The sequence below is a fragment of the Stenotrophomonas sp. PS02297 genome, from assembly GCF_029959705.1.
Classification (GTDB): domain Bacteria; phylum Pseudomonadota; class Gammaproteobacteria; order Xanthomonadales; family Xanthomonadaceae; genus Stenotrophomonas; species Stenotrophomonas nitritireducens.
Genome location: NZ_JASCOS010000018.1, coordinates 22167 through 48309, shown reverse-complemented (window position 1 = coordinate 48309; position 26143 = coordinate 22167). Strand labels below are relative to the sequence as shown.

General features: G+C 68.8%; 21 protein-coding genes and 1 pseudogene. 15 read left to right on the top strand and 7 right to left on the bottom strand.

Translation table 11 applies throughout. From position 1 onward, the window contains the following. The 7 genes and pseudogenes from QMX80_RS06395 to QMX80_RS06365 form a co-directional block, all read left to right on the top strand. Positions 1 to 413: pseudogene (locus tag QMX80_RS06395) on the top strand (methyl-accepting chemotaxis protein); the annotation flags it as partial. A gap of 22 nt (positions 414 to 435) precedes the next feature. Beyond that, on the top strand, positions 436 to 1281 hold the full coding sequence (locus QMX80_RS06390) for a CheR family methyltransferase (RefSeq protein WP_273083311.1): 846 nt from the start codon (positions 436 to 438) through the stop codon (positions 1279 to 1281). Then, positions 1278 to 1874, top strand: a complete 597-nt coding sequence (cheD, locus tag QMX80_RS06385; RefSeq protein ID WP_055773248.1) for a chemoreceptor glutamine deamidase CheD — start codon at positions 1278 to 1280, stop codon at positions 1872 to 1874. The genes QMX80_RS06390 and cheD overlap by 4 nt, the downstream gene beginning before the upstream one ends. After that, the gene (locus QMX80_RS06380; protein ID WP_273083309.1) at positions 1871 to 2950 is read left to right on the top strand and encodes a chemotaxis response regulator protein-glutamate methylesterase; all 1080 of its coding nucleotides are present in this window, start codon (positions 1871 to 1873) and stop codon (positions 2948 to 2950) included. Before cheD ends, QMX80_RS06380 begins: the two co-directional genes overlap by 4 nt. A 3-nt stretch (positions 2951 to 2953) precedes the next feature. Further along, on the top strand, positions 2954 to 5497 hold the full coding sequence (locus QMX80_RS06375) for an EAL domain-containing protein (RefSeq protein ID WP_282275976.1): 2544 nt from the start codon (positions 2954 to 2956) through the stop codon (positions 5495 to 5497). A gap of 178 nt (positions 5498 to 5675) precedes the next feature. Next, positions 5676 to 6464, top strand: a complete 789-nt coding sequence (locus QMX80_RS06370; protein ID WP_282275974.1) for a YggS family pyridoxal phosphate-dependent enzyme — start codon at positions 5676 to 5678, stop codon at positions 6462 to 6464. Positions 6465 to 6549: 85 nt separating this feature from the next. After that, the gene (locus QMX80_RS06365; RefSeq protein ID WP_282275972.1) at positions 6550 to 7629 is read left to right on the top strand and encodes a restriction endonuclease; all 1080 of its coding nucleotides are present in this window, start codon (positions 6550 to 6552) and stop codon (positions 7627 to 7629) included. A 44-nt stretch (positions 7630 to 7673) separates the two neighbouring features. Here QMX80_RS06365 and hutC read toward each other — a convergent pair whose 3' ends face one another. Next, on the bottom strand, positions 7674 to 8405 hold the full coding sequence (gene hutC / locus QMX80_RS06360; RefSeq protein ID WP_282275971.1) for a histidine utilization repressor: 732 nt from the start codon (positions 8403 to 8405) through the stop codon (positions 7674 to 7676). 19 nt (positions 8406 to 8424) lie between these two features. Further along, positions 8425 to 9795 carry a formimidoylglutamate deiminase gene (locus QMX80_RS06355; RefSeq protein ID WP_282275970.1) on the bottom strand — a complete coding sequence of 457 codons (1371 nt, stop codon included), beginning with the start codon at positions 9793 to 9795 and terminating at the stop codon, positions 8425 to 8427. 61 nt (positions 9796 to 9856) lie between these two features. On the opposite strand from QMX80_RS06355, the gene hutI reads away from it, so the two are divergent. From hutI to QMX80_RS06330, 5 genes are all read left to right on the top strand, one after another. Continuing rightward, positions 9857 to 11068: an imidazolonepropionase gene (hutI, locus tag QMX80_RS06350; protein ID WP_282275969.1), complete on the top strand. Its 1212-nt coding sequence runs from the start codon at positions 9857 to 9859 to the stop codon at positions 11066 to 11068. Between the two features lie 80 nt (positions 11069 to 11148). Then, positions 11149 to 12687, top strand: coding sequence for a histidine ammonia-lyase (hutH, locus tag QMX80_RS06345; RefSeq protein WP_282275967.1), 1539 nt, complete (start codon positions 11149 to 11151; stop codon positions 12685 to 12687). Between the two features lie 94 nt (positions 12688 to 12781). Next, the gene (hutG, locus tag QMX80_RS06340; RefSeq protein WP_282275965.1) at positions 12782 to 13633 is read left to right on the top strand and encodes an N-formylglutamate deformylase; all 852 of its coding nucleotides are present in this window, start codon (positions 12782 to 12784) and stop codon (positions 13631 to 13633) included. Next, entirely contained in the window at positions 13630 to 15297 is a 1668-nt protein-coding gene (hutU, locus tag QMX80_RS06335; RefSeq protein ID WP_282275963.1) for a urocanate hydratase, read from the top strand. Before hutG ends, hutU begins: the two co-directional genes overlap by 4 nt. Before the next feature lie 97 nt (positions 15298 to 15394). Further along, positions 15395 to 16195, top strand: a complete 801-nt coding sequence (locus QMX80_RS06330) for a restriction endonuclease (protein WP_282275961.1) — start codon at positions 15395 to 15397, stop codon at positions 16193 to 16195. Positions 16196 to 16204: 9 nt separating this feature from the next. On the opposite strand, the gene QMX80_RS06325 is transcribed toward QMX80_RS06330, so the two are convergent. Next, the gene (locus QMX80_RS06325; protein WP_282275959.1) at positions 16205 to 16624 is read right to left on the bottom strand and encodes a DoxX family protein; all 420 of its coding nucleotides are present in this window, start codon (positions 16622 to 16624) and stop codon (positions 16205 to 16207) included. A gap of 125 nt (positions 16625 to 16749) precedes the next feature. Here QMX80_RS06325 and QMX80_RS06320 point away from each other — a divergent pair, with 125 nt between their 5' ends. Together QMX80_RS06320 and QMX80_RS06315 are read left to right on the top strand one after the other, a co-directional pair. Continuing rightward, entirely contained in the window at positions 16750 to 18987 is a 2238-nt protein-coding gene (locus QMX80_RS06320) for a CocE/NonD family hydrolase (RefSeq protein WP_282275957.1), read from the top strand. Positions 18988 to 19007: 20 nt separating this feature from the next. Further along, the gene (locus tag QMX80_RS06315) at positions 19008 to 19514 is read left to right on the top strand and encodes an N-acetyltransferase (RefSeq protein ID WP_282275983.1); all 507 of its coding nucleotides are present in this window, start codon (positions 19008 to 19010) and stop codon (positions 19512 to 19514) included. 112 nt (positions 19515 to 19626) lie between these two features. Here QMX80_RS06315 and QMX80_RS06310 read toward each other — a convergent pair whose 3' ends face one another. From QMX80_RS06310 to QMX80_RS06300, 3 genes are all read right to left on the bottom strand, one after another. After that, on the bottom strand, positions 19627 to 20313 hold the full coding sequence (locus QMX80_RS06310; protein WP_282275982.1) for a hypothetical protein: 687 nt from the start codon (positions 20311 to 20313) through the stop codon (positions 19627 to 19629). Between the two features lie 146 nt (positions 20314 to 20459). Next, positions 20460 to 20729 carry a hypothetical protein gene (locus QMX80_RS06305; RefSeq protein WP_273081615.1) on the bottom strand — a complete coding sequence of 90 codons (270 nt, stop codon included), beginning with the start codon at positions 20727 to 20729 and terminating at the stop codon, positions 20460 to 20462. A gap of 708 nt (positions 20730 to 21437) precedes the next feature. Continuing rightward, complete coding sequence (locus QMX80_RS06300) at positions 21438 to 22493, bottom strand: serine hydrolase domain-containing protein (RefSeq protein ID WP_282275954.1); 1056 nt, start codon at positions 22491 to 22493, stop codon at positions 21438 to 21440. Between the two features lie 59 nt (positions 22494 to 22552). Between QMX80_RS06300 and QMX80_RS06295 the strand changes: the two genes are divergently transcribed. Further along, positions 22553 to 22861, top strand: coding sequence for a hypothetical protein (locus tag QMX80_RS06295; protein WP_282275953.1), 309 nt, complete (start codon positions 22553 to 22555; stop codon positions 22859 to 22861). 644 nt (positions 22862 to 23505) lie between these two features. Here the strand turns inward: QMX80_RS06295 and QMX80_RS06290 are convergent. Beyond that, entirely contained in the window at positions 23506 to 25983 is a 2478-nt protein-coding gene (locus QMX80_RS06290) for a prolyl oligopeptidase family serine peptidase (RefSeq protein WP_282275951.1), read from the bottom strand. Positions 25984 to 26143: the final 160 nt, after the last annotated feature.

The following is a 26143-nucleotide window of genomic DNA, read 5'->3' as shown; positions in this document are numbered from 1 at the left end:
AGCAGGGCCGCGGCTTCGCCGTGGTCGCCAGCGAGGTGCGTACGCTGGCGCAGCGCTCGGCCGGTGCCGCCAAGGAGATCAAGGAACTGATCGAGACCTCGGTCGACAAGGTGTCCGAGGGCTCGCAGCTGGTGCACCAGGCCGGCACCACCATGGGCGAGATCGTCACTTCGGTGCAGCGCGTGACCGACATCATGGCCGAGATCTCGGCTGCCTCGCAGGAACAGAGCGCCGGCATCGAGCAGGTCAACCAGACCGTCACCCAGATGGACGAGACCACCCAGCAGAACGCCGCGCTGGTGGAGGAAGCCACCGCCGCGGCGCGCGCGATGGAGGAACAGGCCATGGTGCTGAACGACGCCGTGTCGGCCTTCCGCCTGCAGGCCTCCGCGCACGCTTCCCGTCCCCTGGCGCTGGCCAGCTGAGGTTTCCACGGTGTCCCTGTCCGCTCCTGCCTCCCGCGATTTCGAGTTCAACGACCGCGACTTCCGCCGCGTCTGCGAGCTGATCCACAAGCGCGCCGGCATCGCGCTGGCGCCGGCCAAGCGCGACATGGTCTACGGGCGCCTGTCGCGCCGGCTGCGGGCGCTCGGCCTGCAGTCGTTCGAGGAATACCTGGACCAGCTCGAGCGCAGCGGCGGCGAGGAATGGCAGGCGTTCACCAACGCGCTGACCACCAACCTGACCTCGTTCTTCCGCGAGCCGCACCATTTCGAGAAGCTGCGCGAGGAGCTGCAGGCACGCGCCCACCGCGCGCCGCTGCATATCTGGTCGTGCGCGGCATCCACCGGCGAGGAGCCCTACTCGCTGGCGATCACCGCCTGCGAGACCTTCGGCAGCCTCGCCCCGCCGGTACGCATCCTGGCCACCGATGTCGATACGCAGGTGCTGGCCACCGGCGCCCAGGGCGTGTATCCGGTCGAGCGCATCGCCGGCCTCGATCCGTCGCTCAAGCGCCGCTACTTCCAGCGTGGCAGCGGCCCCAACGAAGGCAAGTGCCGCGTGGTGCCGGCGCTGCGCAAGCTGATCGAGTTCCGCCAGCTCAACCTGCTGGCGCCGCGCTACGACGTCGGCGGTCCATACGACGCCCTGTTCTGCCGCAACGTGATGATCTATTTCGACAAACCGACCCAGCGCGGCATCCTGTCGCGGCTGGTGCAGCACATGGGCGACGACGGCCTGCTGTATACCGGCCACTCCGAGAACTACCTGCACGCCGCCGACCTGATCCAGCCTTGCGGGCGCACCCTGTACCGCCGCGCGCGCGGTGCCGGGGCATGAGCATGGCCGCTCCCGCCGACGACGTGATGCGCTACCGCGACACGCGTTTCCAGACCATCGCCGCCAAACTGCTGCCCACCCAGTACCTGGTGGTGGACGACGACACCGCGCTGACCACCACGCTCGGTTCCTGCGTGGCCGCCTGCATCCGCGACCCGGTGCTCAAGATCGGCGGCATGAACCATTTCCTGCTGCCCGACGGCAACGTCGGCGACGGCGCCCCCGCGCGCTACGGCAGTTACGCGATGGAACTGCTGATCAACGACCTGCTCAAGCGCGGCGCCAACCGCAAGCGCCTGGAGGCCAAGGTGTTCGGCGGCGCCAACGTGCTCAAGGGCTTCACCAGCAACCCGGTCGGCACCCGCAACGCCGAGTTCGTGCGCCAGTACCTGCGCGCAGAACACATCCCGGTGATTGCCGAGGACCTGCTCGGCATCCATCCGCGCAAGGTCTGGTTCTTCCCGCAGACCGGGCGCGTGGTCGTGCAGCGCCTGCCGCATGCCCACGAGGCCGAAGTCGCCGCTGCCGAATCGGCGGTGCGCGCCCGCCTGTCCAAGGCGCCGGTCACCGGTGGCGTGGAGTTGTTCGAATGAGCCTGCAGGCCCCCTGCCGCGTGCTGGTCGTGGACGATTCGGCGCTGGTCCGGCAGATCCTCAGCGACCTGCTGGCGCGCGATCCGGGCATCGAGGTCGTCGGCACCGCCTCCGACCCGCTGATCGCGCGCGACAAGATCAAGCGCCTGAATCCGGACGTGCTGACCCTGGACGTGGAAATGCCGCGCATGGACGGGCTGGCCTTCCTCGAGAACCTGATGCGCCTGCACCCGCTGCCGGTGGTGATGGTGTCCTCGCTGACCGAGCGCGGCGCCGACACCACGCTGCAGGCGCTGGCGCTGGGCGCGGTGGATTTCGTCGCCAAGCCCAAGCTCGACGTCGCCCGCGGCCTGGAAAGCTATGCCGCCGAGATCTGCGCCAAGGTCAAGATGGCCGCCCGGTCGAAGGTGCGCGCGCTCGCCGTGCCGTCGCAGGCCAAGCGCACGCTGGACACGATCGCGCCGACCGGCGCCGCGAATCCGTCGTCGCTGAAGTTCCGCACCACCGACCGCCTCATCGCCATCGGCTCCTCGGCCGGCGGCACCGAGGCGCTGCGCGTGGTGCTGGAGATGATGCCGGCCGACGCGCCGGCCATCGTACTCACCCAGCACCTGCCGGCCAGTTTCAGCACCGCCTTCGCCGAACGCCTGGACCGCCACTCGGCCATGTCCGTGCGCGAAGCCAGCGATGGCGAGGCGATCCTGCCCGGCCATGCCTACCTGCCGGTCGGCGGCCGCCACTTGCGCATCATCCGCGACGGTGCCCGCTGGCGCTGCCGCATCGACGACACGCCGCCGGTGAACCTGCACAAGCCGGCGGTGGACGTGCTGTTCCGTTCCGTCGCGCAGAACGCCGGCGCCAATGCCATCGGCGCCATCCTCACCGGCATGGGCGACGACGGCGCGCGTGGCCTGCTGGAGATGAAGCAGGCCGGCGCCCGCACCCTGGTGCAGGACGAAGCCTCCAGCGTGGTCTGGGGCATGCCCGGCGCCGCGTTCAAGCTCGGCGCCGCCGACGAGGTCGTAGCGCTGGACCAGGTGGCCCCGCGCCTGCTGGCCTGGGCGCAGCAGGGCTGACGGATGTCGCACGCCGGACCGGCCGGGCCATGGGCATCGACAGCGCGACCGGCCGATGCGGCCAGTGAAACGGCGCTGCGCCAATGCCTGCAGGAAGCGCCGGACGGCATTCTCGTTCTCGACCGGGACGACCGCATCCTGCTGCGCAACCGCAGGGCGGACGAGTTGCTGGGGCTGGCGCCGGAGCGCACGGACGCTCCCGCGCTGCCGGAGCTGCTGACCCCCGACGAGTACCTGCAATGGCATGAAGCGCTGCAGGCACAGCCGCCTGTACCGCTGCTGCTGGCCGCCGAGGCGCGGCCCGGACGCCGTGGCGACCTCTGGCTGGCGGTCGGCCCGGGCGGGTTCCCGCGCATGGCCGTGCTGCGCCCGGCCACCGAACATGCGCAGGAGCAGGAGCGCATCCGCCTGCTGTCGCAGGCGCTGGACTGCAGCGACAACGCGATCTTCCTGTGCGACAGCCAGGCGCGCATCCGCTACGTCAACGAGGGCTTCGTGCGCATGCTCGGCTATGCGCCGGACGAAGCATTGGGCAAGCTGCCGGGCGAACTGATCCGCGGCCCGCACACCGACGCGGCGACGCTGGACCGGCTGGGCGAACAGCACCGCGCCGGCCGCGCCCACCGCGACCACCTGCTCGGCTACCGCAAGGACGGCAGCCCGCTGTGGCTGTCGGTGGTGGCCACGCCGCTGGCCGATGCCAGCCGCAGCCTGGTCAACGTGTTCACCGACATCACCGAATCCAAGACCCACGAGGTGCTCAACGGCAAGGTGCTGGATGCGCTGGTGCGCGAGGAACCGCTGGCCACGAGCATGGCGCTGGTATGCCAGGAAGTGGAACGGGTCGCGCCCGACCTGCGCGTGGTGGTGACCCGCAGAGAGGCCGACGGGCAGTTGTCCGTCCTCGCCGCGCCCTCCGCCCTGATGCCGGCCGACGGCACGGCCGCCTGGGATCATCCGGCCTGCATGCAGGCGCTGCGCCGCGGGCGGGCGGTGGAAGTGGAGGACATCGCCAGCGCCCCGATGTTCGACAGCCACCGCGCGACGCTGCTGGGACTGGGCCTGCGCGGCTGCTGGTCCAATCCGATCCGCTCCACCGCCGGCCAGGTGCTGGGCACGCTGGCGTTCCACTGCCACCGCCCTGGCGCACCGCTGTCCTGGCATCGCCGGCTGGCCGAACTCTGCCTGCACCTGTGTGCGCTGGCGCTGGAGCGCGAGCAGGCGCGCTCGCGCATGCACCGGCTGGCGTTCTACGACGTGCTCACCGGCCTGCCCAACCGGGTGATGTTCAACGCGCTGAGCGAACAGCCGTTGATGCAGGCCGAACAGCAGGGCGTGCCGATGGCGCTGCTGTTCGTGACCCTGGACCGCTTCAAGCGCATCAACGAAAGCCAGGGGCATGCGGCCGGCGACGGCCTGCTGCGCGACCTGGCGCGCCGCCTGCACGACATCGCCGGTCCCGAGTCCGTGGTCGCCCGCCAGGTCGCCGACGAATTCACCCTGCTGGTTCCGCACTGCGCGCAGCACCAGGCTGTCACGCTGTGCGAGGAACTGCTGGCCATGGTCGCCGCCCCCAACGTGGTTGGCAGCATGACCCTGCATGCCAGCGCGAGCATCGGCGTGGCAATGTACCCCGAAGACGGCCGCGCGATGGACACCCTGCTGCGCCACGCCGACCTGGCCATGCGCCGGGCCAAGGACGAAGGCGGCGGGCGTTTCCGTTTCTTCAGCGCGGACATGAACCGGCTGGCGCAGGAACGCCTGCTGCTGGAGGCCACGCTGCGCGATTCGCTGCGCCATGGCGGCCTGCGCCTGCATTACCAGCCGCAGGTGCAGGGCGACGGCAGCAGCCTGTATGGCGTGGAAGCGTTGCTGCGCTGGCGCCATCCGCATCTGGGCGAGATTCCGCCGGCGCGCTTCGTGCCGCTGGCCGAGGAATGCGGGCTGATGACCGAACTCAGCCGCTGGGTACTGGAGGAGGCCTGCCGCCAGCATGCCGACTGGCGGCGCCGCGGACTGGAGGTGCCGCGGATCGCGGTGAACCTGTCGGCCAGCACCTTCGAACTGCCCTCACTGGTGGATGAGGTACGCCAGCTGCTGGAACGCCACCAGCTGGCGCCCGGCGCGCTGGTGCTGGAGATCACCGAGAGCGTCATGCTCTCCGAACAACCGCAGGTGCCCGCCAACCTGCACGCCCTGCATGCATTGGGGGTGCGGCTCTCGCTGGACGATTTCGGTACCGGCTATTCCAGCCTCAGCCATCTGCACCGGCTGCCGATCAGCGAGATGAAACTGGACCGCAGCTTCATCAGCGAGATCGGCCACGATCCGACCGCCAGCGCGTTGATCCTGTCGGTACTGCGCATCGGCGAGAGCCTGGGCAAACACGTGGTCGCCGAAGGCGTGGAAACCGAGGCCCAGCGCCGGTTCCTGATCGACAACGGCTCGCCGGCGCTGCAGGGCTACCTGTTCTCGCACGCGCTTTCCGCCGGCGACTTCGAACAGTGGCTGCACGACCAGGTCCCGCTGCAGCCACCGCTGCTCTGAGCGCCCGCCTCGTCCCGGCAGGCGCGGCTTCGGCCGCGACAGGGCGTTGCCGGGCAGCGCCCCGCCGCGGCCTACGCCGTTCCTGCAGAGGAACCCAAGCCGGCGATTGCGGTGCCGGGCGTTTGCCGGCCGGAGCGCCGATAATGCAGCCGCACCATCGCTGCCCAAGGAACGCCCAATGACGGACACCCCCACCCGCCACGACCAGCACGGCCGCTACCCCCGCGCCGAGACCACCGACGATTTCCGCCACAACCTCGACGTGGTCCACGCGCGCATCGCCGCCGCCTGCCGCCGCGCCGGGCGCGACCCGGCCGGCGTGCGCCTGCTGCCTGTGAGCAAGACCATCGACGAAGCCCGCATCCGCCATGCCTATGCCGCCGGCTGCCGCTTCCTCGGCGAGAACAAGGTGCAGGAAGCCCACCACAAGTGGGAGGCGATGCAGGACCTGGGCGACCTGCGCTGGTCGGTGATCGGGCACCTGCAGACCAATAAGGCCAAGCTGGTGGCACGCTTCGCCAGCGAGTTCCAGGCGCTGGACAGCCTGCGCCTGGCCGAGACCCTGGACCGCCGCCTGCAGCTGGAGGGCCGCACGCTGGACGTGTTCGTGCAGGTCAACACGTCCGAGGAAGCCAGCAAGTACGGCCTGGCGCCGGATGACGTGGCGGCCTTTATCCGCGAACTGCCGCGGTTCCCGGCCCTGCGCGTGCGCGGGCTGATGACCCTGGCGCTGTTCTCCGACGACACCGAACGGGTGCGCGCCTGCTTCGTGCGCCTGCGCGGGCTGCGCGACCGGCTGCGCCAGGACGCGCCGGACGGCATCGGCCTGGACGAACTGTCGATGGGCATGTCCGGCGACTTCGAGATCGCCATCGAGGAAGGCGCCACCGTGGTGCGCGTCGGCCAGGCCATCTTCGGCGCGCGGGCGGTCCCGGACAGCCATTACTGGCCGGGCGGCAACAGCTGAACGCCTGCCTGCCAGCACGCTTCGACCACGCGGGAAGCGCTATAAACTGCGCGCCTGCCCTCTCGCCTGCTCACCGGACGTAACGATGTTTTCCTGGATTTTGGCCCTGCTGCTCGCACTGTTCGTATGGGGCCTGACCTCCGCCTGGCTGTGGATGGTCAAGCGCCGGAAAACCGAGACGCAGCACGGCCTGGCCGCGCTGGCGGGAATGCGCTGGCGCGAGTTCTCGCAGATCGTGCGCCGCGCCATGAACGAACAGCGCGGCCTGCACGACCTGACCGGCGAGGACAACAGCGACCGCGGCACCAGCAGCGATTTCCTGATGGAACGCGACGGCCAGCGCTGGCTGCTGTCGTGCAAGCACGGCCGCGCCTACCGGATCGGCGCCCCGGCGATCACCGAACTCGGCGCCGCCCTGCGCCTGACCGGCGCGACCGGCGGCATCCTCATCACCGAGGGCCTGGTCGAGCGCGACGGTCTGGCCGCGGCGGAAAAGGAATCCATCGAAGTGCTGGACGGCCGCGTGCTGTGGCAGTTCCTCGCTCCGTGCGTCCCGGAGGACATGCGCACGATGGTGGAAGGCATCGCCCGCCGCGAAGCGGCACGCCAGACCGGCATCGCCGCGCTCGGCGCGACGGCGGTGGGCCTGCTCGCCGGCCTGGGCTACATGACCGCGCAGGTGGACGAGAACCTTTCCCCGCGCCCGCCCGCGCCGGTGACCGCATCGACGCCAGCGGCCGATGCGCGCCATCCCGCGTCCGCAGCGGAAGCGCCCGCCCCGGCAGCGGCGCCCGCTATGGCCGACGCCAGCGCTTCCACCGTTACCGCCAGCGCGGCACCGCAGCCGACACCGCAGCCGACACCGGCCGCGTCTGCCGCCGTGGCTGCGGCGGACGACCTGCAGGAAGATCCCGATCCGGAAACCCTGCTGCGCTACCAGCAGGCCGTGTCCAGGAAACTGGCCGCCACGCCGGGCGTCATCAGCGGCATCTGGCTGACACGTTCCACCCTGTCGGTCGAACGCAGCGGCGACGACGCCACGGTCTGGCCGCTGATCTGCCGCGAGGTCGAGCACTACCCGGCGCTGCGCACCGTGCGCGTCCAGCTCAACCCGCGTCCCGGCACCGGCGAGCCGGTCCGCTGGCGCCAGTGCCGGACTTTTTGAAGCAGTAACCCGGAAAAGCAAAACAGCCGCCGTTCCCCTGCTTCCTAGATCTTCGCTCCGGGCGCAAACCGCGCCACCAGATCGTAGGCATCGCCCAGGAATTTCTGCCGCACCCAGGTGATCGGCGTTTCGCCGCGCCAGGTCTGGCGGTCGATCACCAGGCAGGCGGTACCCAGCGGCACGTCCAGCAGCGCGGCTTCGGCGGCGGTGGCGGCCACCGCGCTGATGCGATGCTGGCCGCGCGTCCATGACACGTTCTGCAGCAGCCAGCTGCCCGGTGCGTGGGCGGAGAAATCCACCGCCAGCGTTTCCGGCACCGCCCCGGGGTTGATCAGGCGCCGCTCCAGCGCCAGCGGCCGGCCGTCGGCCAGGTGCAGGCAGCGCATCGCCAGCAGCTCGCCCTCGCCCACCAGCCGCAGTTCCTCGGGCACCGCTGGATCGGCGCGGCGCTGCTGCCGTTCCAGCAGCTGGAAGCCGTAACGGTGGCCGCGCCCGTTCACCGCCAGCGCGATGTCGGGGATTTCCAGCGCCACCTGCTCCAGGTGCGGCGGCTGCCGCGCGACGAAGGACCCGGCGCGGCGGCGGCGTTCGATCATGCCGCTCTCGGCCAGCGCGGTGAGCACCTTGTTCACCGTCATCCGCGAGCAGGCGTACTGCGCCATCAGTTCGTGCTCGTAGGGAATGCGGAAACCGGGCGCCCACTCGCCACTGAGGATGCGGCCCTCGATGTCGCCGCGGATGCGCTGGTTGAGGCTGGGCGCCTTCTTGTCCTTCACTCGTGGATCCTGCCTGGAGTCAGCCCAGTATCCGCTGCAATGCCGCCCGATAGCGCGCGGCCACCTCGTCGCGGCGCACATGGCGGCCGTCGCGCACCCATTGCCGGCCTTCGCGCCACACCGAACGCACTGCGCCGCCGCGCGCGGCGAACACCCAGCTGTCCAGCAGCGCGTCGCCCGCGCGGCCATGCAGCGACGGATGCGCGGCATCCAGTTCGACCAGGTCCGCCGGCGCGCCGGCGACCAGCCCGGCCGACACGCCCAACGCCTGCGCGGCGCCCTCCTGCGCCTGCTGGTACAGCCAGCGGCCGCTGGACAGTTCGCCCGGGGAGACCACGTTGCGCCCGCGCAGCGCCAGCCGCTGGCCGTATTCGAGCAGGCGCAGTTCCTCGGCCGCGTCGATCAGCACGTTGGAATCGGAACCGACGCCGAAACGCCCGCCGTGCTGCACGAACCCGCGCATCGGGAACAGGCCGTCGCCGAGGTTGGCCTCGGTGACCGGGCATAGCCCGGCCACGGCGCGGCTGCCGGCGATGCCGCGCACTTCGTCGTCCAGCAGGTGGGTGGCGTGCACCAGGCACCAGCGCTCGTCCACCGGCGCATGGTCCAGCAGCCAGCGCACCGGGCGCTGCCCGCTCCAGGCCAGGCAGGCCTCGACTTCGCGCACCTGCTCGGCGATATGGATGTGGATCGGTCCGTCCACCAGCGCCGGCAGCGCCTGCAGTTGCTCCGGCGTGCAGGCGCGCAGGCTGTGCGGCGCCAGCCCCAGCACCACGTCCGGCGTGTCGCGCAGCGCCTGCCGGCAGCCGTCCAGCAGCGCGGCGAAACCGTCGACGTCATGCAGGAAGCGGCGCTGCGCCGGCAGCGGTGCGGCGCCGCCGAAATCGCTGTGCGCGTAGAACACCGGCAGCAGGGTCAGGCCCAGCCCGATCGCGTTCGCGGCAGCGGCGATGCGGCCGGACATTTCGGCGTGGTCGGTGTAACGCCGGCCATCCGGTGCGTGATGCAGGTAATGGAATTCGCCGACCCGGGTGAAGCCCGATTCCAGCATCTCCATGTAGGCCTGCTCGGCCACGGCCTGGAGGTCATCCGGGGTCAGCCGGTCGAGGAAGCGGTACATCAGTTCGCGCCAGCTCCAGAAGCTGTCGCCCGAGCGCCCGCCGACCTCGGTCAGGCCGGCCATGGCGCGCTGGAAGGCGTGGCTGTGCAGGTTGCCCAGTCCCGGCACCACCGCGCCCAACGGCTGCGCGCCGGGGCCGGCCGGCGCACCGGCGGTCACCGACACGATGCGGCCATGCGCACATTCGATGCTCACCGACTGCGCCCAGCCCTGCGGCAGCAAGGCCTGCGCGGCGTGGAAACGGACCGGACTGGAAACTTCGCTCGCCATCACTGGACACTCTCCGTGGGTGGTGATTATTGTATATACAAATAAACGCGGAAGGGTGCACATGCACTGCGATACGGTCTGGCACAACGCCCACCTGATGACGCTCGACGACGCCGCGGGCGGCCTGGGCATCGTCCGCGACGGCATCGTCGCCGCGCGCGACGGGCGGATCGTGCATGTCGGCCCGGCCGCGGACGCGCCGGCGTTCGACGCCGCCCGGCGCATCGACTGCGAAGGCCGCTGGATCGGCCCGGGCCTGGTCGACTGCCACACCCACCTGGTCTACGCCGGCAACCGCGCCAACGAGTTCGAGCAGCGCCTGCAGGGCGTGAGCTATGCCGACATCGCCCGCGCCGGCGGCGGCATCGTCGCCACCGTGCGCGCCACCCGCGATGCCGACGACGACGCGCTGATCGCCGCCACCCTGCCCCGCCTCGACGCGATGCTGGCCGAAGGCGTCACCACCATCGAGATCAAATCCGGTTACGGGCTGACGCTGGACGACGAGCGCAAGCAGCTGCGCGTGGCCAGACGGCTGGAACAGCTGCGCCGGGTCGACGTGGTGCCCACCTTCCTCGGCGCGCATGCGGTGCCGCCGGGCAGGCAGGCGCAGGATTACATCGACGAAGTCTGCGAGGCCATGATCCCGGCCATCGCCGCCGAAGGCCTGGCCGAGGCGGTGGATGTGTTCTGCGAGAACATCGCCTTCTCGCGCGAACAGGCCGCGCAGGTGTTCGAGGCCGCGCATCGCCACGGGCTGGCGGTGAAGATCCACGCCGAACAGCTGAGCAACCAGCACGGCGCCGAACTGGCGGCGCGGCATGGCGCGCTGTCGGCCGACCACATCGAACACCTGGACGAGGCAGGCATCGCCGCGATGCGCGCGGCCGGCACCGTCGCCGTGCTGCTGCCGGCCGCGTTCTACTTCACCCGCGACACCACCGTGCCGCCGATCCAGAAACTGCGCGATGCCGGCGTGCCGCTGGCGCTGGCCACCGACAGCAACCCCGGCACCTCGCCGCTGACCAGCCCGCTGCTGGCGATGAACATGGGCGCGACCCTGTTCCGCATGACCGTGGACGAATGCATCGCCGGCTTCACCCGCGAAGCGGCGCGCGCGCTCGGCCGCTACCACCGCGTCGGCCGGCTCGCCGCCGGCATGGACTGCGACCTCGCGATCTGGGACATCGACGCCCCGGCCGACCTGGTCTACCGCATGGGTTTCAACCCGCTGCACGCGCGCGTGTTCCGCGGGCAACCAACAACACCGTAGGTGCGGGGCTTGCCCCGTACCTCGCCGAAAACCGTGCGGGGCAAGCCCCGCACCTACCCTTGAAAATCTGGAGTAACCCGATGATTTCCCCCCTCGTGCTTCGCCCCGGCCATGTTCCGTTGGCCCAGTGGCGCCAGATCTACCGCGGCGCCAGCGTGCGCCTGGACGCATCGGCGCAGGCCGCCGTGCTGCGCAGCGCGCAGGTGGTGGAAGCCATCGTCGCCAAGGGCGAGCCGGTGTACGGCATCAACACCGGCTTCGGCAAGCTGGCCAGCGTGCGCATCGAGCGCGAGGACCTGGAAACCCTGCAGCGCAATATCGTGCTGTCGCATGCCGCCGGTGTCGGCGAGCCGATGCCGGCCAGCGTGGTGCGGCTGATGATGGCGCTCAAGCTCACCAGCCTGGCGCAGGGCGCCTCGGGCATCCGCATGCAGACGCTGGCGCTGCTGGAAGCGTTCCTGCAGCACGACTTCATCCCGGTCATTCCGTGCCAGGGCTCGGTCGGCGCCTCCGGCGACCTGGCGCCGCTGTCGCACCTGGCCTCGGTGATGATCGGTGTCGGCGAAGCCTTCGTCGATGGCGTGCGGATGTCCGCCACCGATGCGCTCGCACGGATCGGCCATGCCCCGCTGACGCTCGGCGCCAAGGAAGGCCTGGCCCTGCTCAACGGCACCCAGTATTCGACCGCCTATGCGCTGGCCGGCCTGTTCGAGATCGAGACCGTGTTCCAGGCCGCGCTGGTCACCGGCGCGCTGTCGGTGGAAGCGGCCAAGGGGTCGGACACCCCATTCGACCCGCGCATCCACAGCATCCGCGGCCAGCGCGGGCAGATCGCCACCGCTGCCGCGCTGCGCACGCTGATGGCCGGTTCGGCGATCCGCGAATCGCACCGCGACAACGACGTGCGCGTGCAGGACCCGTACTGCCTGCGCTGCCAGCCGCAGGTGATGGGTGCGGCGTTCGACGTGATCCGCCAGGCCGCGACCACGCTGGAGATCGAGGCCAATGGCGTGTCCGACAATCCGCTGGTGTTCACCGACACCGGCGAAGCGCTGAGCGGCGGCAACTTCCACGCCGAGCCGGTGGCCTTCGCCGCCGACATGCTGGCCATGGCGGTATGCGAGATCGGCTCGATCAGCGAACGCCGCATCGCCATGCTGGTGGATCCGGCGCTGTCCGGCCTGCCTGCGTTCCTGACCCCGAAGCCCGGCCTGAATTCCGGTTTCATGATCCCGCAGGTCACCGCCGCGGCGCTGGTCTCGGAGAACAAGCAGCGCGCCTATCCGGCCAGCGTCGATTCGATCCCGACCTCGGCCAACCAGGAAGACCACGTGTCGATGGCCGCGCACGGCGCGCGCCGCCTGCTGGCGATGGCGGAGAACGCCGCCAATGTCGTCGGCATCGAACTGCTGGCCGCCGCGCAGGGCTGCGACTTCCACGCCCCGCTGCGCTCCAGCGACGCGCTGGAACAGGCTCGCGCCACCGTGCGCGCGCAGGTGCCGACCCTGCAGGACGACCGCTATTTCCACCCGGACATGGTCGCCGCCACCGCGCTGGTGCGCGACGGCGCCCTCGCCCGCGGGCTGGAAAGCGTGCTGCCGCAGGTGGAGGTCCTGTAACGCCGGGCCTCGCCCCGCCGGGGCCTGCCCCGGCGACATGGCTTCAGCGGGGCTTTGCCCCGCCCTACATTCCACACCCTGCGGAGATGCGCAGATGAACACCCCTCCCGACTGGCTGCAGGTCCACGAAGGCGACGCCCCGCTGATCGTCAGCTTTCCGCACACCGGCACCGAACTGCCCGACGAGCTCACCGGCCATTTCGTTTCGCCGTGGCTGGCGCGGCGCGATGCCGACTGGTGGGTGCACGAACTGTACGCCTTCGCCCGCGGCCTGGGCGCCACCACCGTGCGTACCGCGGTCTCGCGCTCGGTGATCGACGTCAACCGCGACCCGTCCGGCGCCTCGCTGTATCCCGGGCAGAACACCACCGGCCTGTGCCCCACTACCACTTTCGACAACCAGCCGCTATACCGCGCCGGCCACGAACCGGGCACGGCCGAGATCGCGCGCCGCCGCGACAGCTACTTCGCGCCCTATCACGCCGCGCTCGCCGCGCAGATCGCACGCCTGCGCCAGCGGCACCCGACCGTGGTGGTCTACGACGCGCATTCGATCCGCTCGCACATCCCGCACCTGTTCGACGGCGAACTGCCGCAGTTCAACATCGGCAGCGCCGGTCCCAGCGGTGCGCCGGATACCTCCTGCGACAACGCGCTGACCGACGTGGTCGAGAACCTGTGCGCGATCAGCGGCATGAGCCATGTGCGCAACGGCCGCTTCAAGGGTGGCTGGATCACCCGCCACTACAGCAACACCGCCCATGGCGTGCATACGCTGCAGATGGAACTGGGCTGCCGCGGCTACATGCACGAACCGGCGCCTGAAGACGTGGACGAGCACAGCTGGCCCACGCCCTACGACCCCGACCACGCGACCCCCGTCCGCAACACCTTGCAGCAAGTGCTTGGCGCTTGCCTGGAATTTGCTACCCGGAGAAATGCATGACCCGCCACGACCCTACCCGCAGCCCGCGCGCACCGCGCGGCAACACGCTCAACTGCAAATCCTGGCAGACCGAAGCCCCGTTCCGCATGCTGCAGAACAACCTGGACGCCGAAGTGGCCGAAGATCCCGCCTCGCTGGTGGTCTATGGCGGCATCGGCCGCGCCGCGCGCGACTGGGAGAGCTACGACAGGATCCTGGAAACGCTCAAGCGCCTGGACGACAACCAGACCCTGCTGGTGCAGTCCGGCAAGCCGGTCGGCGTGTTCCCCACCCATCCCGACGCGCCGCGCGTGCTGATCGCCAACTCCAACCTGGTGCCGCACTGGGCCAACTGGGAGCACTTCAACGAGCTCGATAAGAAGGGCTTGATGATGTACGGGCAGATGACGGCCGGCTCGTGGATCTACATCGGCTCGCAGGGCATCGTGCAGGGCACCTACGAAACCTTCGTCGAGATGGGCCGCCAGCACTACGGCGGCAGCCTCACCGGCAAGTGGATCCTCACCGCCGGGCTGGGCGGCATGGGCGGCGCGCAGCCGCTGGCCGCCTCGCTGGCCGGTGCCAGCTCGCTGACCATCGAATGCCGCCAGAGCAGCATCGACTTCCGCCTGCGCACCCGCTACGTGGACGAGCAGGCCAACGACATCGACGACGCACTGGCACGCATCGCCAGATACACCGCCGCCGGCGAAGCCAAATCCATCGCCCTGCTCGGCAACGCCGCCGAGATCCTGCCGGAACTGGTGCGTCGTGGCGTGCGCCCGGATGCGGTCACCGACCAGACCAGTGCCCACGACCCGGTGCACGGCTACCTGCCGATCGGCTGGACGGTGGAGCAGTGGCTGGCCGAACAGAAGGCCAATCCGGAAAAGGTGCGCGACGCCGCCAAGGCCGCCATGCGCGTGCACGTGGAGGCGATGCTGGCCTTCCATGCCGCCGGCATCCCGACCGTGGACTACGGCAACAACATCCGCCAGATGGCCTTCGACGAGGGCCTTGAGAATGCCTTCGACTTCCCGGGCTTCGTACCGGCCTACGTCCGGCCGCTGTTCTGCCGCGGCATCGGCCCGTTCCGCTGGGTCGCGCTGAGCGGCGACCCGGAAGACATCTACAAGACCGATGCCAAGGTGAAGGAGATCATCGCCGATGATCCGCACCTGCACCGCTGGCTGGACATGGCGCGCGAGCGCATCAGCTTCCAGGGCCTGCCGGCGCGCATCTGCTGGGTCGGGCTGGGCCTGCGCCACAAGCTCGGCCTGGCCTTCAACGAGATGGTCCGCAACGGCGAACTGAAGGCGCCGGTGGTGATCGGCCGCGATCACCTGGATTCGGGCAGCGTCGCCTCGCCCAACCGCGAGACCGAATCGATGAAGGACGGCAGCGACGCCGTGTCCGACTGGCCGCTGCTCAACGCCATGCTCAACGTCGCCGGCGGCGCCACCTGGGTGAGCCTGCACCACGGCGGCGGCGTGGGCATGGGTTACAGCCAGCACTCCGGCGTGGTCATCGTCTGCGACGGCAGCGCCGAAGCGGACCAGCGCATCGCCCGCGTGCTGTGGAACGACCCCGGTACCGGCGTCATGCGCCACGCCGACGCCGGCTACGACATCGCCATCGACTGCGCGAAGGAAAAGGGACTGGACCTGCCGGGTATTCTCGGCTGATCGACGTCCTTGCATGGCGGCTGCCGCAACCGGTGGCCGCCGTCGATGCATGCGTTGCGCCCTGTTATCTTCATGCCTGGACGCAAGGAGGGCCGGCATGGGACGCGGACGGCGCAACGACGGATTGATGGACGCCATGGCTGCGTTGCCGTGGCCAGCAGGCATCGCGGCCGGGATCCTCGGGTTCCTGGTACTCCGTATTGGATTGCCTGCATGGCTGGGCGACACCGGGCCATTGGCCGGCGCGCTTTCCCCGATGTCCGGCGTGCTGGCTTGTCTATGGCTGGCTGCCTGCCTGTTGGGCGCCCTCATTTCCGCTATCCGCAGCAGGAACCGCCGTCGCCTGCTCGACACCCGCACCGACCTGGAAAGCCTGTCCGCAACCGGCTGGCGCAATTTCGAACGCCTCGTAGGTGAAGCCTTCCGCCGGCAGGGCCATGCCGTTGAAGAGAACCACCACGGCGGCCCCGATGGCGGTATCGATCTGGTGCTGGTCAAGAACGGCCGCCGCATCCTCTTGCAATGCAAGCAATGGCGGAGCGAGCAGGTGGGCGTGGCCATCGTGCGCGAGATGTACGGCCTGCTTGTCCATCACCACGCCGACGCGGTGAAGATCGTCTCCACCGGCGCCTATACGGAAGCCGCAGCCGCCTTCGCGGCAGGCAAACCCATCGAACTGATCACCGGCGAACAACTGCTGGCGATGATCCGTGCAGTGCAACCGGCAGCGCCCACATCGGCATCCGCCACCGATGCACGGCAACCCGCCAGCGCATCGCCCACCCACGTGACGGCCTGCCCGCGTTGCGGCGCTGCCATGGTGGAGCGGCGCAACCGGCAAACCGGCGCCTTCTTCATGGGCTGCAGCCGTTTCCCGACCTGCCGGGGCACGGCCTGAGGTGCGCCCTCAGCGCGGCCGCCCGACCACCGCATAACGCCCGCCGCCGGTCACCGCCAGCAGCATCAGCCCGCCGGCAATGGACAGGTTCTTCAGGAACTGGGTCATGTTCATCGCGCGCTCGGCGCCTTCCATGCTCCAGAACGCATGGCCGAGCACGCCGGTGCCCAGCACGAACAGGACGAACAGCAGCGCCAGCAGCCGCACCTGGATCCCCAGCAGCAGGGCGATGCCGACCAGAAATTCCATGCAGACCGCCACACCGGCTGCCACCTGCGGCAGCGGTGCGTGCAGCGAGGCCATGTAGCCGACCGTGCCTTGGAAATCGGTCAGCTTGGCCCAGCCCGACACCACGAACAGCACCATCAACAGGATCCGCGCCAGCAGGATCAGCCCATCGCGGTTGCGTTCCACCCATCCATCCAGCATGGCAGCACTCCCGGTCGTTTCCGGTATCTGACGACCGGCGTCGTAAGCGCGGCGTGACGTATCGGACCGGCCCTCCCGCGTTCGCGATATGGTATCCAGACGCATTCTTCGACCATCGACCGCCCATGTCCCTGTCGCGCCTGCTGGGCCTGCTGCTGTTGCTCGCCACCGGAACCACCTTCGCCCGGCCGGCGACCGTTCCCATGCCGGCGCATCTGCTCGACGGGGGCATGGACGCGGCCATGCCTGGTTTCGCCCGACAGGTGATGGCGCACTACCGCGACGAGGATCGGAAGCGTTACCTGGGAACGCTGTTCCGCCTGCAGTCGGCCACCGGCCAGTATCCGCAGGCCATCGCCAGCATCCACGAACTGCGCCAACTGGGAGACCATGCTGCTGGCCAGTCACCGCTGTTCCTGCAATACGAAATCCATGCCCTCGCCAGACAGCGCCAGGCCAACACGCACGCGTCCTATGCCGATGCCTGGCAACAGGCATTCGCCGAACGGTTCGGAGCGCTCGACGAGCGCACCGCACTGCAGGCCGAGTTCGCCTTCGGCGGCTGGCTGCCGCGCATGCGCGACGAACTGGATGCGCAGATCGCCAGTGCCCGCGGCAAGCCGCGCCTGTCCATCGATGAAGCCATCGCCCTGGTCCGCGCGTGGCAGGTGCACGATGCCTATGCCGCGTTCCAGCCGTACTTCACCACCGCCCTGAAGGTGGATGACGCACGCCGCTACGCGATCGACCGCGACGCGATGGTGCGCACGCCCGACGGCGTGGAACTGGCCGCGCTGGTGGTGCGCCCGGCGAGGGCGCCGCCTCTGCCGGTGCTGCTCACTTTCACGATCTATGCCAACGACGACTGGGCCTGGGCCGACGCCAAAAAGATGGCCGCGCACGGCTATGCGGGCGTGGTCGTCTACAGCCGCGGCAAGGGCCGCAGCCGCGATGCCATCGTCCCCTTCGAACACGATGGCGCCGACGCCGCTGCGGCGATCGCATGGGCCGCGGCGCAGCCATGGAGCGACGGCCGCGTCGGCATGTACGGCGGCAGCTACAGCGGCTACACGCAATGGGCAGCGCTCAAGCAGCGACCGCCGGCACTGAAGGCCATCGCCACCTCGGCCACGGCAGCGCCGGGCATCGACGTGCCGATGGAAGGCGGCGTCTTCCTGAATTTCATGTACCCGTGGCCCTTCTACGTCGCCGGCAACCGTGCGCTGGACGACGCCACCTACGGCGACAGCGAACGCTGGGAGAAGCTCAACCGCGAGTGGTACCGCAGCGGCCGCGCCTACCGCGACCTGCCGCGCATCGACGCTGCCTCCAATCCGGTGTTCGAACGCTGGCTGCAACACCCGGTCTACGACGACTACTGGCAGGCGATGACCCCACAGGGGCGCGAGTTCGCCGCCATCGACATCCCGGTGCTGGTCACCACCGGCTATTTCGACGGCGCGCAGATCGGTGCCCTGCACTATTTCCGCGAACACCTGCGCCAGCGCCCCGACGCCGACCACACCCTGCTGATCGGCCCTTACGAGCACTTCACCATGCAGGCCGGCGTAGCGCCGGTGGTGCAGGGCTACACGCCGGACGCCTCCGCGCGCCACGACCTGCAGGCACTGCGCCTGGCCTGGTTCGATCATGTATTCAAGGGCACGCCCAGGCCGGAGCTGCTGGCCAACCGCGTCAACTGGCAGGTGATGGGCGCCGACCGCTGGCGGCACGCCCCCACGCTCGAAGCGATGGCCACGCGCAGCGAACGCCTGTACCTGCTTCCCGGCGAGGCTTCGCACCGGCTGGCCGACGCACCGTCCGCTGATGCCGTCACCGTCCAGCGCGTGGATTTCACCGATCGCGGCGACGCCGGCTGGACGCCGTCGCCCACCGTGCTCAACCGCGAACTCGATCCGCACGCCGGGCTGGTGTTCCGCGGCGAACCGCTGCCGCACGACACCGAACTGGCCGGTCCGTTCGGCGGCGAACTCGATTTCGTCCTCAACAAGGCCGATGCCGACATCGCCATCGGCATCCACGAACAGACCGCCGCCGGCGACTACCTCGATCTGGCCTGGTGGCTGCAACGCCTGAGCCATGCCGCTGACCGCAGCCACCGGCAGCTGCTGCAGCCGGGCGCGCGGCAACGCCTGCGCATCGCCGACACCCGCCTGCTCGGCCGCCGTCTTGCCGCCGGCAGCCGGCTGGTCGTCACCGTCGGTGTCGTCAAGCAACCCGATCAGCAGCTCAATCTCGGCAGCGGCAGACCACCGGCCGACGAAACCCTGGCCGATGCCGGGCAACCCCTGGAGATCGGCTGGTTCGGCAGCAGTTATCTGGATTTCCCCGTGCGCGAATGACCCACCATCTGCTGATGCCCATGAACCTCCATATCCGCGACGAACGCCACGGAGACGCGAGCGCCATCGCCCGCCTCACCGAAGCCGCATTCGCCAATGCGCCGCATGGCAGCCACACCGAACACCTCATCGTCGCCGCCCTGCGCGAGGCCGGGCAGCTGAGCGTCTCGCTGGTGGCGCTGGAAGGCGACGATCTCATTGGCCATGTCGCGGTGTCGCCGGTGACGTTGTCCTCCGGTGACGCCGACTGGTACGGACTCGGTCCGATCTCGGTGCGTCCGGACCGGCAAGGCCGCGGCATCGGCTCGGCATTGATGGCTGAAGCCATCGAAAAGCTCAAGGCGATGGGCGGCGCCGGTTGCGTGCTGCTGGGCGATCCGGGCTACTACGCACGCTTTGGGTTCGAGGCATGCGCACAGTTGGTATTGCCCGGTGTGCCTGCGGAGTATTTCCAGGCGTTGCCGTTGGCCGATGGAGTACCCGCCGCCGAAGTCCGCTATCACAGCGCATTCGAGGCGGGTGCCTGATCTGCTCGGCCATGGACGGGCTGACGACCCGCTTTCACAAGCTGCCCGGACATCAAGCTGATCTGCCACGCTGCCGCTTCGCCTGCCTTCGACCGATACGCCAACGCGCCCTTCAATGGCGGGCGCGTCGTACGCTTTCGCCACTGTTGCCCTGCGCGGTCGAGCGGCTCCGCGCGAACTCGGGAAAGGTCTCCGCCAGCGACGCCTTGTCCGGCAGGATGTAGAAAACCCCGCCCCGTTCGAACGTCTTGCGGACGACCTGCTCGTAGAACCCGGGCGAGACGTTGATGCAGCCATGGGTGATGCGGTTGTCGTCCGGTGAAGGCGATGCGAGACGTTCAGGGCGCCTCTCGGATGGCACGCCGGTGGCGGTGGGATGGATGGAGACCGCCGAATCGTAATCCACCCACAACACGCGTCCGGCATCGATCGATGGACCGAAACCGCCGACGAAGCGACCCGCGGGCGTCGTGCGATCCCGGCCCGGAATTTCGCGAAGCGCCAGGCCGGCGACACCGGGAGCAATGTGATCGCCGATTGCCGAGCCAAACAGCGCCGGCGCCGCGCCACGAAGCCTGCCGTCGCCGCCGAACACCAGGATCTGTGCAGCGGCCTTGTCCATGATCGCGAAGGGATAGCCTTCGCTGTCCCTGCTTGCAACCACCCAGCCGGCGAGCTCGATCACCGTGTCGGACACGTCCTGGCCCTGCGGAAGCTGATCGACGGCCGCTGCCGGCTGCGTGGCGGCATCCTCGGCACTGGCCACGCCGATGCCCGCGCATGCCAACACCACCAGCAGCGCGCCATGAACGATCCGGACGGCAGCGTATCTGTACATGCGGATGGAATGACTCCCTGGAACAAAGACCGTGTGATGGAAGGAAACCAGTGGCCTGCAAAGGCCACCGGTTCCTGATTCAGGCGTTACGAACGGTGCAAGAGCGGTCAGCCGCGCGCCGCGCGGCGAGGCGCCGTTTCGAGCTGCTGGACGCGACCTTCGATCTGGTCCAGGCGTTGGTTGGCCCGCTGCGCGGACTGATTGGCGGATTCGGCGCTCTGGGCTGCGCCCTGCACCTTGGCGTCGAGCTGGTCCAGGCGGGTGTTGATGTTCGCGAACTCGTTCTTGTAGGTGGCACAGGCGCCAAGGCCAGAGGTGGCGACGAATGCGACGCCGAGCATGCCCGCGGTTTTCAGATGTTGTTTGGTCAGAAACATTCCACTCCTCCTTCGTCGGGGAGCTTGGAATATAGCGGCCTTTTCGCAGAAGCCATGACCCCGCCTTCAGCTGATGTTGGCGCACGTGGAAGGGTCGTGAAGATGCGCAAACGCGCAGGAACTGCGACCTGGATCCATCGATATCGTGCAGAACCTGCAGCATCCGATCAGCTGTCACAAAGCTGTCTGAAGCATCCGAGCCCCAGTCAGGGACGAGCAGCCTGCCTTGATGAGTGCATCGCTTTTACACGGCGGGTCTTCCAGGGATGTCGCCGGCTCCTCCCGATTCATCTGCGAGGACAGCCATGTCGATTGCTTCGATGCGGCATGGTCACGCGACAACACCGGCAATGCGCTGGATACAGGCATGCGGACACTGCGTCGCGATTCCCTGCGCAAAGCGGGCAGCAGGAAGTCACATTGGTGACGTTGGATGATGAGGACCTCATGCACCGTGTGGCGGCGCCTCTGCGGCAACTCCGGCGAAGGGTCCGGCCGTACTCCGCGCGCCTGGAGCGCAAGAGCGCGGCATCGGCTCAGCACTGATGACGGCTGGCAGCCAAGCGAGCTGTCGCGTTGCGCTTGAGGTGAGCGCCAGCAATGGCGTCTGCTGCCCATGGGCCCATTGCCGGCTTACGACCGACACCAGCGATCCATCATGCCGAAGGATGGGTCGCGCCCGCCGGATGTCCTGCGGATCTGGAGCGGCTACTTTATTTCCGGAAACGCTACGTCATCGCCATAGACGATGCCCACGATGGTTTCCAGAAACGCATTGGTCGGAATGCGCTCGCCATTGGTCGAGTAGGCGATGGCCACCTCGTCCTTCGGGTTGTAGATGACCCGCGAATGAGAGCCGAGCACGTCGCCGGCGTGGCCCAGAAAGCGCTTCTCTCCGTACGTGAACTCCGCCAGGCCCCGGCCCCAGCCGTTGCCCGGGGCCGGCTCCATCTGCTCCAGGGTGTCCCTGCGCAGGATCCTGTACTGGAACAGGCCGGTGATCAGCGCCCCCATGTCCCGCGTCGTGCTTGCGATGTCACCCACGCCGATCACATTGGAGTAGGCGATGTCCTTGATTTCTCCCCACTGCCCCGCGAACGCATAGGACTTGAAGGTGTTGGCGGGATGGGATCCTGCCGAGGCGAAATTCCTCAGGCCAAGCGGCTCTGCGATCTCCTGCGCGACGATCTCATGGTAGGCACGCCCATATTTCTGCTCGAGGATCATCCGCAGCAGGAAGTAGGCGGAGTTGGAATAAGCGACGCGTTCGCCGGGCTCGAAAGCCGTGCCCTGCCGCTTTATCTCCTCCAGTATCTGCGGCTGGCCGACTTCGTCGACCACCCAGACCGAGCCGTTCCGGATCGCGAAATTCCCCAGGCCGCTGGTATGCGCCAGCAGGTGCCCGATGGTGATTTCCCGCGACGACGGCATGTCGGGATAGAAGGCGGACAGGCGGTCATCCAGGCTCAATCGCCCGTCTTCGATCAGCTTGAACGCCAGTATCGCCGTCACCATCTTCGTCACGGACGCGATCTGGTACTTGCTGTTCCCGTCATGGGCAACGCCAGGCAGGTTGTTCTGCCCGAAGCTCCTGCCATAGACCTCGCGGCCGCCCCTGAAAATGGTCAGGCTGCCGATGCCGCCATTGTTGTTTTCCACGTAGCCGAGGAAATCGTCCAGCCTTTCCCCATGCAGGTCCTGCGCCGGTACAGGGGCCGCATGCGCGAGCACGAACGCCGGAAGAAGCAACAACAGGGCAGCCAATCTCTTCATATCGCTCGCTTGGGTGGATCGGGTGGGTGATGCCCTGCCAGCGGCAGGCGATGAACCTGTCGCACCGGATGAGCGTTGCTTTGACAGAGCCGGCCAGTCCCCAGTTGCCGGGTCCGGACTGCGATGGCCGGAAGGTGATCGGCCATGGTTCCAGGCCGTCATCAGGCACTGCCCTGGCAATCTTAGGTCGGCCGAATCCGGCCAACAAGCGATCGGCGGACCGTCATTCCGCCCTGTCGGCCGAGCGGTATCGCCTCGCCTTTTTCTGCTTCGGATCAATGCGGGAAAGTCCGATTCGCATCCCTGGAGAGCGGATCGCACCATTCACCCGCTACGGCGAATTCCGCAGCGGGGTTTGACAGCCTGAAAGACGGAGGTGCACAGCCCCCATCATTGATGCTGGCGCCTTCCGCGCATGACCAAATGGCAGGTGGTGCGTGGAGACCGCATGGTCCGCCAGTCCGGTCTGCCAACCGTGTACCGTCCGCCATCGCGATCGACAGCGCCATGGTGGACTCCCACGGAAACGGGGAGTCCGACAGCAGCCTTTTCAAGCGTTCCATCGACGTTCCCGTCATCAAGCCGACGCACCACGCTTGAATGTGCAGGATGCCCGCAAAGGGAACAGCAACAGGCACGCCCTCCCCCGCTTGCGACTCCTGGCCGCGCACGCCAGCCCACGCGTTGCACGATGGGCCATTGCACTGCCCCGCGCGCCACGGTGAGCAGATCATCGGCTGTGCGGTGCGCAGGCTTCGTTTGTCCGGCGCTGGCTGGAGCATTGCGGGTTTGCAGTGGGCGATGGCTGCAGGTGGCAGTCGGCAACGGGGTGTTGTTGATCAGCCATGGCAAGAAGGGCGAGCAGGCGGTCCCGGGCAGCAGTGATTCAACCACCAGCGCACGCCGCTGGCTTTATTCGTGCAACCCAATCCGCCAACACGTGGAAAGAAAGAAGCCCGCTTGCGCGGGCTTCTTCCTGTTGATCGATCAACTCACCTTCGGCTCACTTGGACGAAGCCGCCGGCGCGTTCTTCACGTAGCGGTCGAACCAGGCCAGCATTTCGGCCACCAGCTGTTCGTTGGATTCCAGCGCGGTGTACCAGTGCGGTTCGTGCGGCAGCATCACCAGGCGGGTGGTGCCGCCGTTGCCGCGGATGGCCTGGTAGAGCTTGCGCGACTGGAACGGTTCGGTGCCGGGATTGGCGTCGTCCTCGCCATGCACCAGCAGCAGCGGCAGCTTGATCCTGTCGGCGTAGAAGTACGGCGAGGCCTTCAGGTACACGTCCTGCGCCTGCCATACCGAGCGGCGCTCGTTCTGGAAGCCGAACGGGGTGAAGGTCTTGTTGTACGAGCCGCTGGTAGCCACGCCGGCCTTGAACAGGTCGGTGTGGGCGATCAGGTTGGCGGTCATCAGCCCGCCGTGGCTGTGGCCGGTGACGCCGATGCGGTTGCGGTCCACCACGCCCAGTTCCACCGCCTTGTCCACCGCGGCCTTGGCGTCGGCGGTGAGCTGTTCCAGGTAGGTGTCGTAGGCGCTCTTCGGGTCGCCGACGATGGGGAACGAGGCGTTGTCGATGATGGCGTAGCCGGCCAGCAGCATCAGCCGGTACGGCGCCAGGCGGGTGAAGGTCTGCTGCGAGCCGGACACCTGCCCGGCCTGCGCGCTGTTGGCGAAGTCGGCCGGATAGGCGTAGAGGATGGCCGGCAGGCGCTGGCCTTCCTTGTAGCCCGGCGGGGTGTACAGGGTGAAGGACAGGTCGATGCCGTCGGCGCGCTTGTAGGTGACCAGCTTCTTCTGGATCTGCCGCACTTCGGGGGTGGGGTCGGCGATGTGGGTCAGCGCACGGCCGTCGGCCGCGTACTGCGCTTCGCCTTCCTTCGCCGCGGCGTCGCGCGCACCCAGTTCGCGCAGCCAGGCGTTGGGCGGATCGATCACCGACTGGTGCCAGGTGAGGTAGCGGCCCGGCGCGGCGGTGAAGCCGAGGAACTGGTCGTAGGCGTCGGGGGCGCTGCGGAACAGGCGCTCGCTCTTGAGCGTGGCCAGGTCCAGGCGGTCGAGGAACGGGCGGTCGCCCTGCGGCGATGCGCCCTGCCCGCGCAGGAACACCTTGCCGTCCTCTTCGCGCACGACCACCGCGCCGCTGGGCAGGCGCTGGTAGACGAAGCTGCCCGGGTCGCCGTACAGCTCGTCGCTGGAAAGGTCCCACAGCAGGCGCGCTTCCTGTTTCGGATCATCGATGTCGACGATGCGGGTCTGTTGCCAGTGGCGGTTCTCGTCGTATTCGTGCAGGAAGCTGCGCTGCGGGCGCGCGGTCCATTCCAGGCCGGCATAGCGCTGGGTGGTGCGGGCGATCTCGCGCGGCGCTGCGGTGAACGGTGCGGACTGCAGCATCAGCCTGTCGCGCTGCGGCACGCTGACGTTCCAGTCGCCCTTGTCCAACGCCTCGGCCCAGACCAGGGTGGCCGGGTCGGTGGCGCGCCAGTCGAAATCGCGCGGGCCTTCCGGCACGCCATGCACCGGCACCCGCTCGGCCAGCGGCAGCGCGGCGATGCGCACGCTCTTGCCGGTGGCCACATCGAGCACGTCCACGTCGTAGGCGAAACGCTGGTAGGTGACCGCGTGCGAGAACGGCGGCTTGAGGGTCTGGGTGAGCACGTGCACGCCGTCGGGCGCGCCGTTGACGCCGTTGTACAGCTGCGGCGCACCGACCGGGCTCACCTTGCCGGATGCGGCCTCGACCACCGCCAGCTGCGACTGGCCGTAGTAGGCGAACAGGCGTTCGTCGTGTTCGCTGGCCAGGGTGTCGCGGGTTTCGTAGGTGCTGCTCACGCCCTTGGCGCCGAGCGATTCCTGCACGTCCGGGCCATACACGTCATCGCCTGCCGGCGCCGGGCCCTGGTTGGCAGGCACCAGCTTGACCAGCAGGCGGTTGCCGCCGTCCAGCCACTGCACGGTGCTGCCGAACATGGGGTTCAGGCGCGCCCCCGCAACCTGCCGGACCTGGCCGCTGGCGGCGTCGCCCACCCACAGCTGCACCGAATCGGCGACGACGTTCTGGAAGGCGAAACGCTGGCCGTCCGGCGACCACAGCGCGCCACCGGCGCAGGCGTCCTTCGGCAGCGGCACGCGGGTTTCCTTGCCGCTGCCGATGTCCACCAGGGTGAAATCGGCCACGCAGGCCGGAATGCCGTAGCCGCCCGGGGTGTCATGGCGGCTGCGGTTGCCGGGCTCCAGGCGCAGGCCGGCCAGCTTCAGATAGGGCCGGGCGACGCGGGCGATGGACGGATAGGTCTGGCTGGTGGTCAGCAGCAGGCGCCTGCCGGTGGGGTCGACGCTGGGCGCCGGCGGTGGCGGTGCGGTCAGCACCTTCAGCAGCTCGGCCGGCGGCTTGGCGTATTCGGCATGCGCGGGCATGCTGGCCAACAAGGTGGTGGCGGTCGCGGCGAGTACCGCGGACCAGGCAGTGCAACGGACGCTCATGGTTTCCCTCATGCGCTGGAAAGACGCCGGCATGGAAGCCGGTAGCGGCCGAATCTAGCACCGCGCCCGCTGCCGGCGGATGGGCCATAAGCAAGGGGTCGCCCACCCGCGGGGCCAGGCCACGGCCGGCATGGCCGGGCATCCGGAGGGGCGGCGGCGG

Coding starts and splice junctions, on each gene's coding strand:
- QMX80_RS06320 (WP_282275957.1), top strand. CDS start 16,750: ATGTCCCTGTCGCGCCTGCTGGGCCTGCTGCTGTTGCTCGCCACCGGA.
- QMX80_RS06370 (WP_282275974.1), top strand. CDS start 5,676: ATGACGGACACCCCCACCCGCCACGACCAGCACGGCCGCTACCCCCGC.
- QMX80_RS06315 (WP_282275983.1), top strand. CDS start 19,008: ATGAACCTCCATATCCGCGACGAACGCCACGGAGACGCGAGCGCCATC.
- QMX80_RS06325 (WP_282275959.1), bottom strand. CDS start 16,624: ATGCTGGATGGATGGGTGGAACGCAACCGCGATGGGCTGATCCTGCTG.
- hutU (WP_282275963.1), top strand. CDS start 13,630: ATGACCCGCCACGACCCTACCCGCAGCCCGCGCGCACCGCGCGGCAAC.
- QMX80_RS06380 (WP_273083309.1), top strand. CDS start 1,871: ATGAGCCTGCAGGCCCCCTGCCGCGTGCTGGTCGTGGACGATTCGGCG.
- QMX80_RS06295 (WP_282275953.1), top strand. CDS start 22,553: ATGAACCTGTCGCACCGGATGAGCGTTGCTTTGACAGAGCCGGCCAGT.
- QMX80_RS06290 (WP_282275951.1), bottom strand. CDS start 25,983: ATGAGCGTCCGTTGCACTGCCTGGTCCGCGGTACTCGCCGCGACCGCC.
- QMX80_RS06365 (WP_282275972.1), top strand. CDS start 6,550: ATGTTTTCCTGGATTTTGGCCCTGCTGCTCGCACTGTTCGTATGGGGC.
- QMX80_RS06330 (WP_282275961.1), top strand. CDS start 15,395: ATGGGACGCGGACGGCGCAACGACGGATTGATGGACGCCATGGCTGCG.
- QMX80_RS06305 (WP_273081615.1), bottom strand. CDS start 20,729: ATGTTTCTGACCAAACAACATCTGAAAACCGCGGGCATGCTCGGCGTC.
- hutH (WP_282275967.1), top strand. CDS start 11,149: ATGATTTCCCCCCTCGTGCTTCGCCCCGGCCATGTTCCGTTGGCCCAG.
- hutG (WP_282275965.1), top strand. CDS start 12,782: ATGAACACCCCTCCCGACTGGCTGCAGGTCCACGAAGGCGACGCCCCG.
- hutI (WP_282275969.1), top strand. CDS start 9,857: ATGCACTGCGATACGGTCTGGCACAACGCCCACCTGATGACGCTCGAC.
- QMX80_RS06355 (WP_282275970.1), bottom strand. CDS start 9,795: ATGGCGAGCGAAGTTTCCAGTCCGGTCCGTTTCCACGCCGCGCAGGCC.
- QMX80_RS06375 (WP_282275976.1), top strand. CDS start 2,954: ATGTCGCACGCCGGACCGGCCGGGCCATGGGCATCGACAGCGCGACCG.
- cheD (WP_055773248.1), top strand. CDS start 1,278: ATGAGCATGGCCGCTCCCGCCGACGACGTGATGCGCTACCGCGACACG.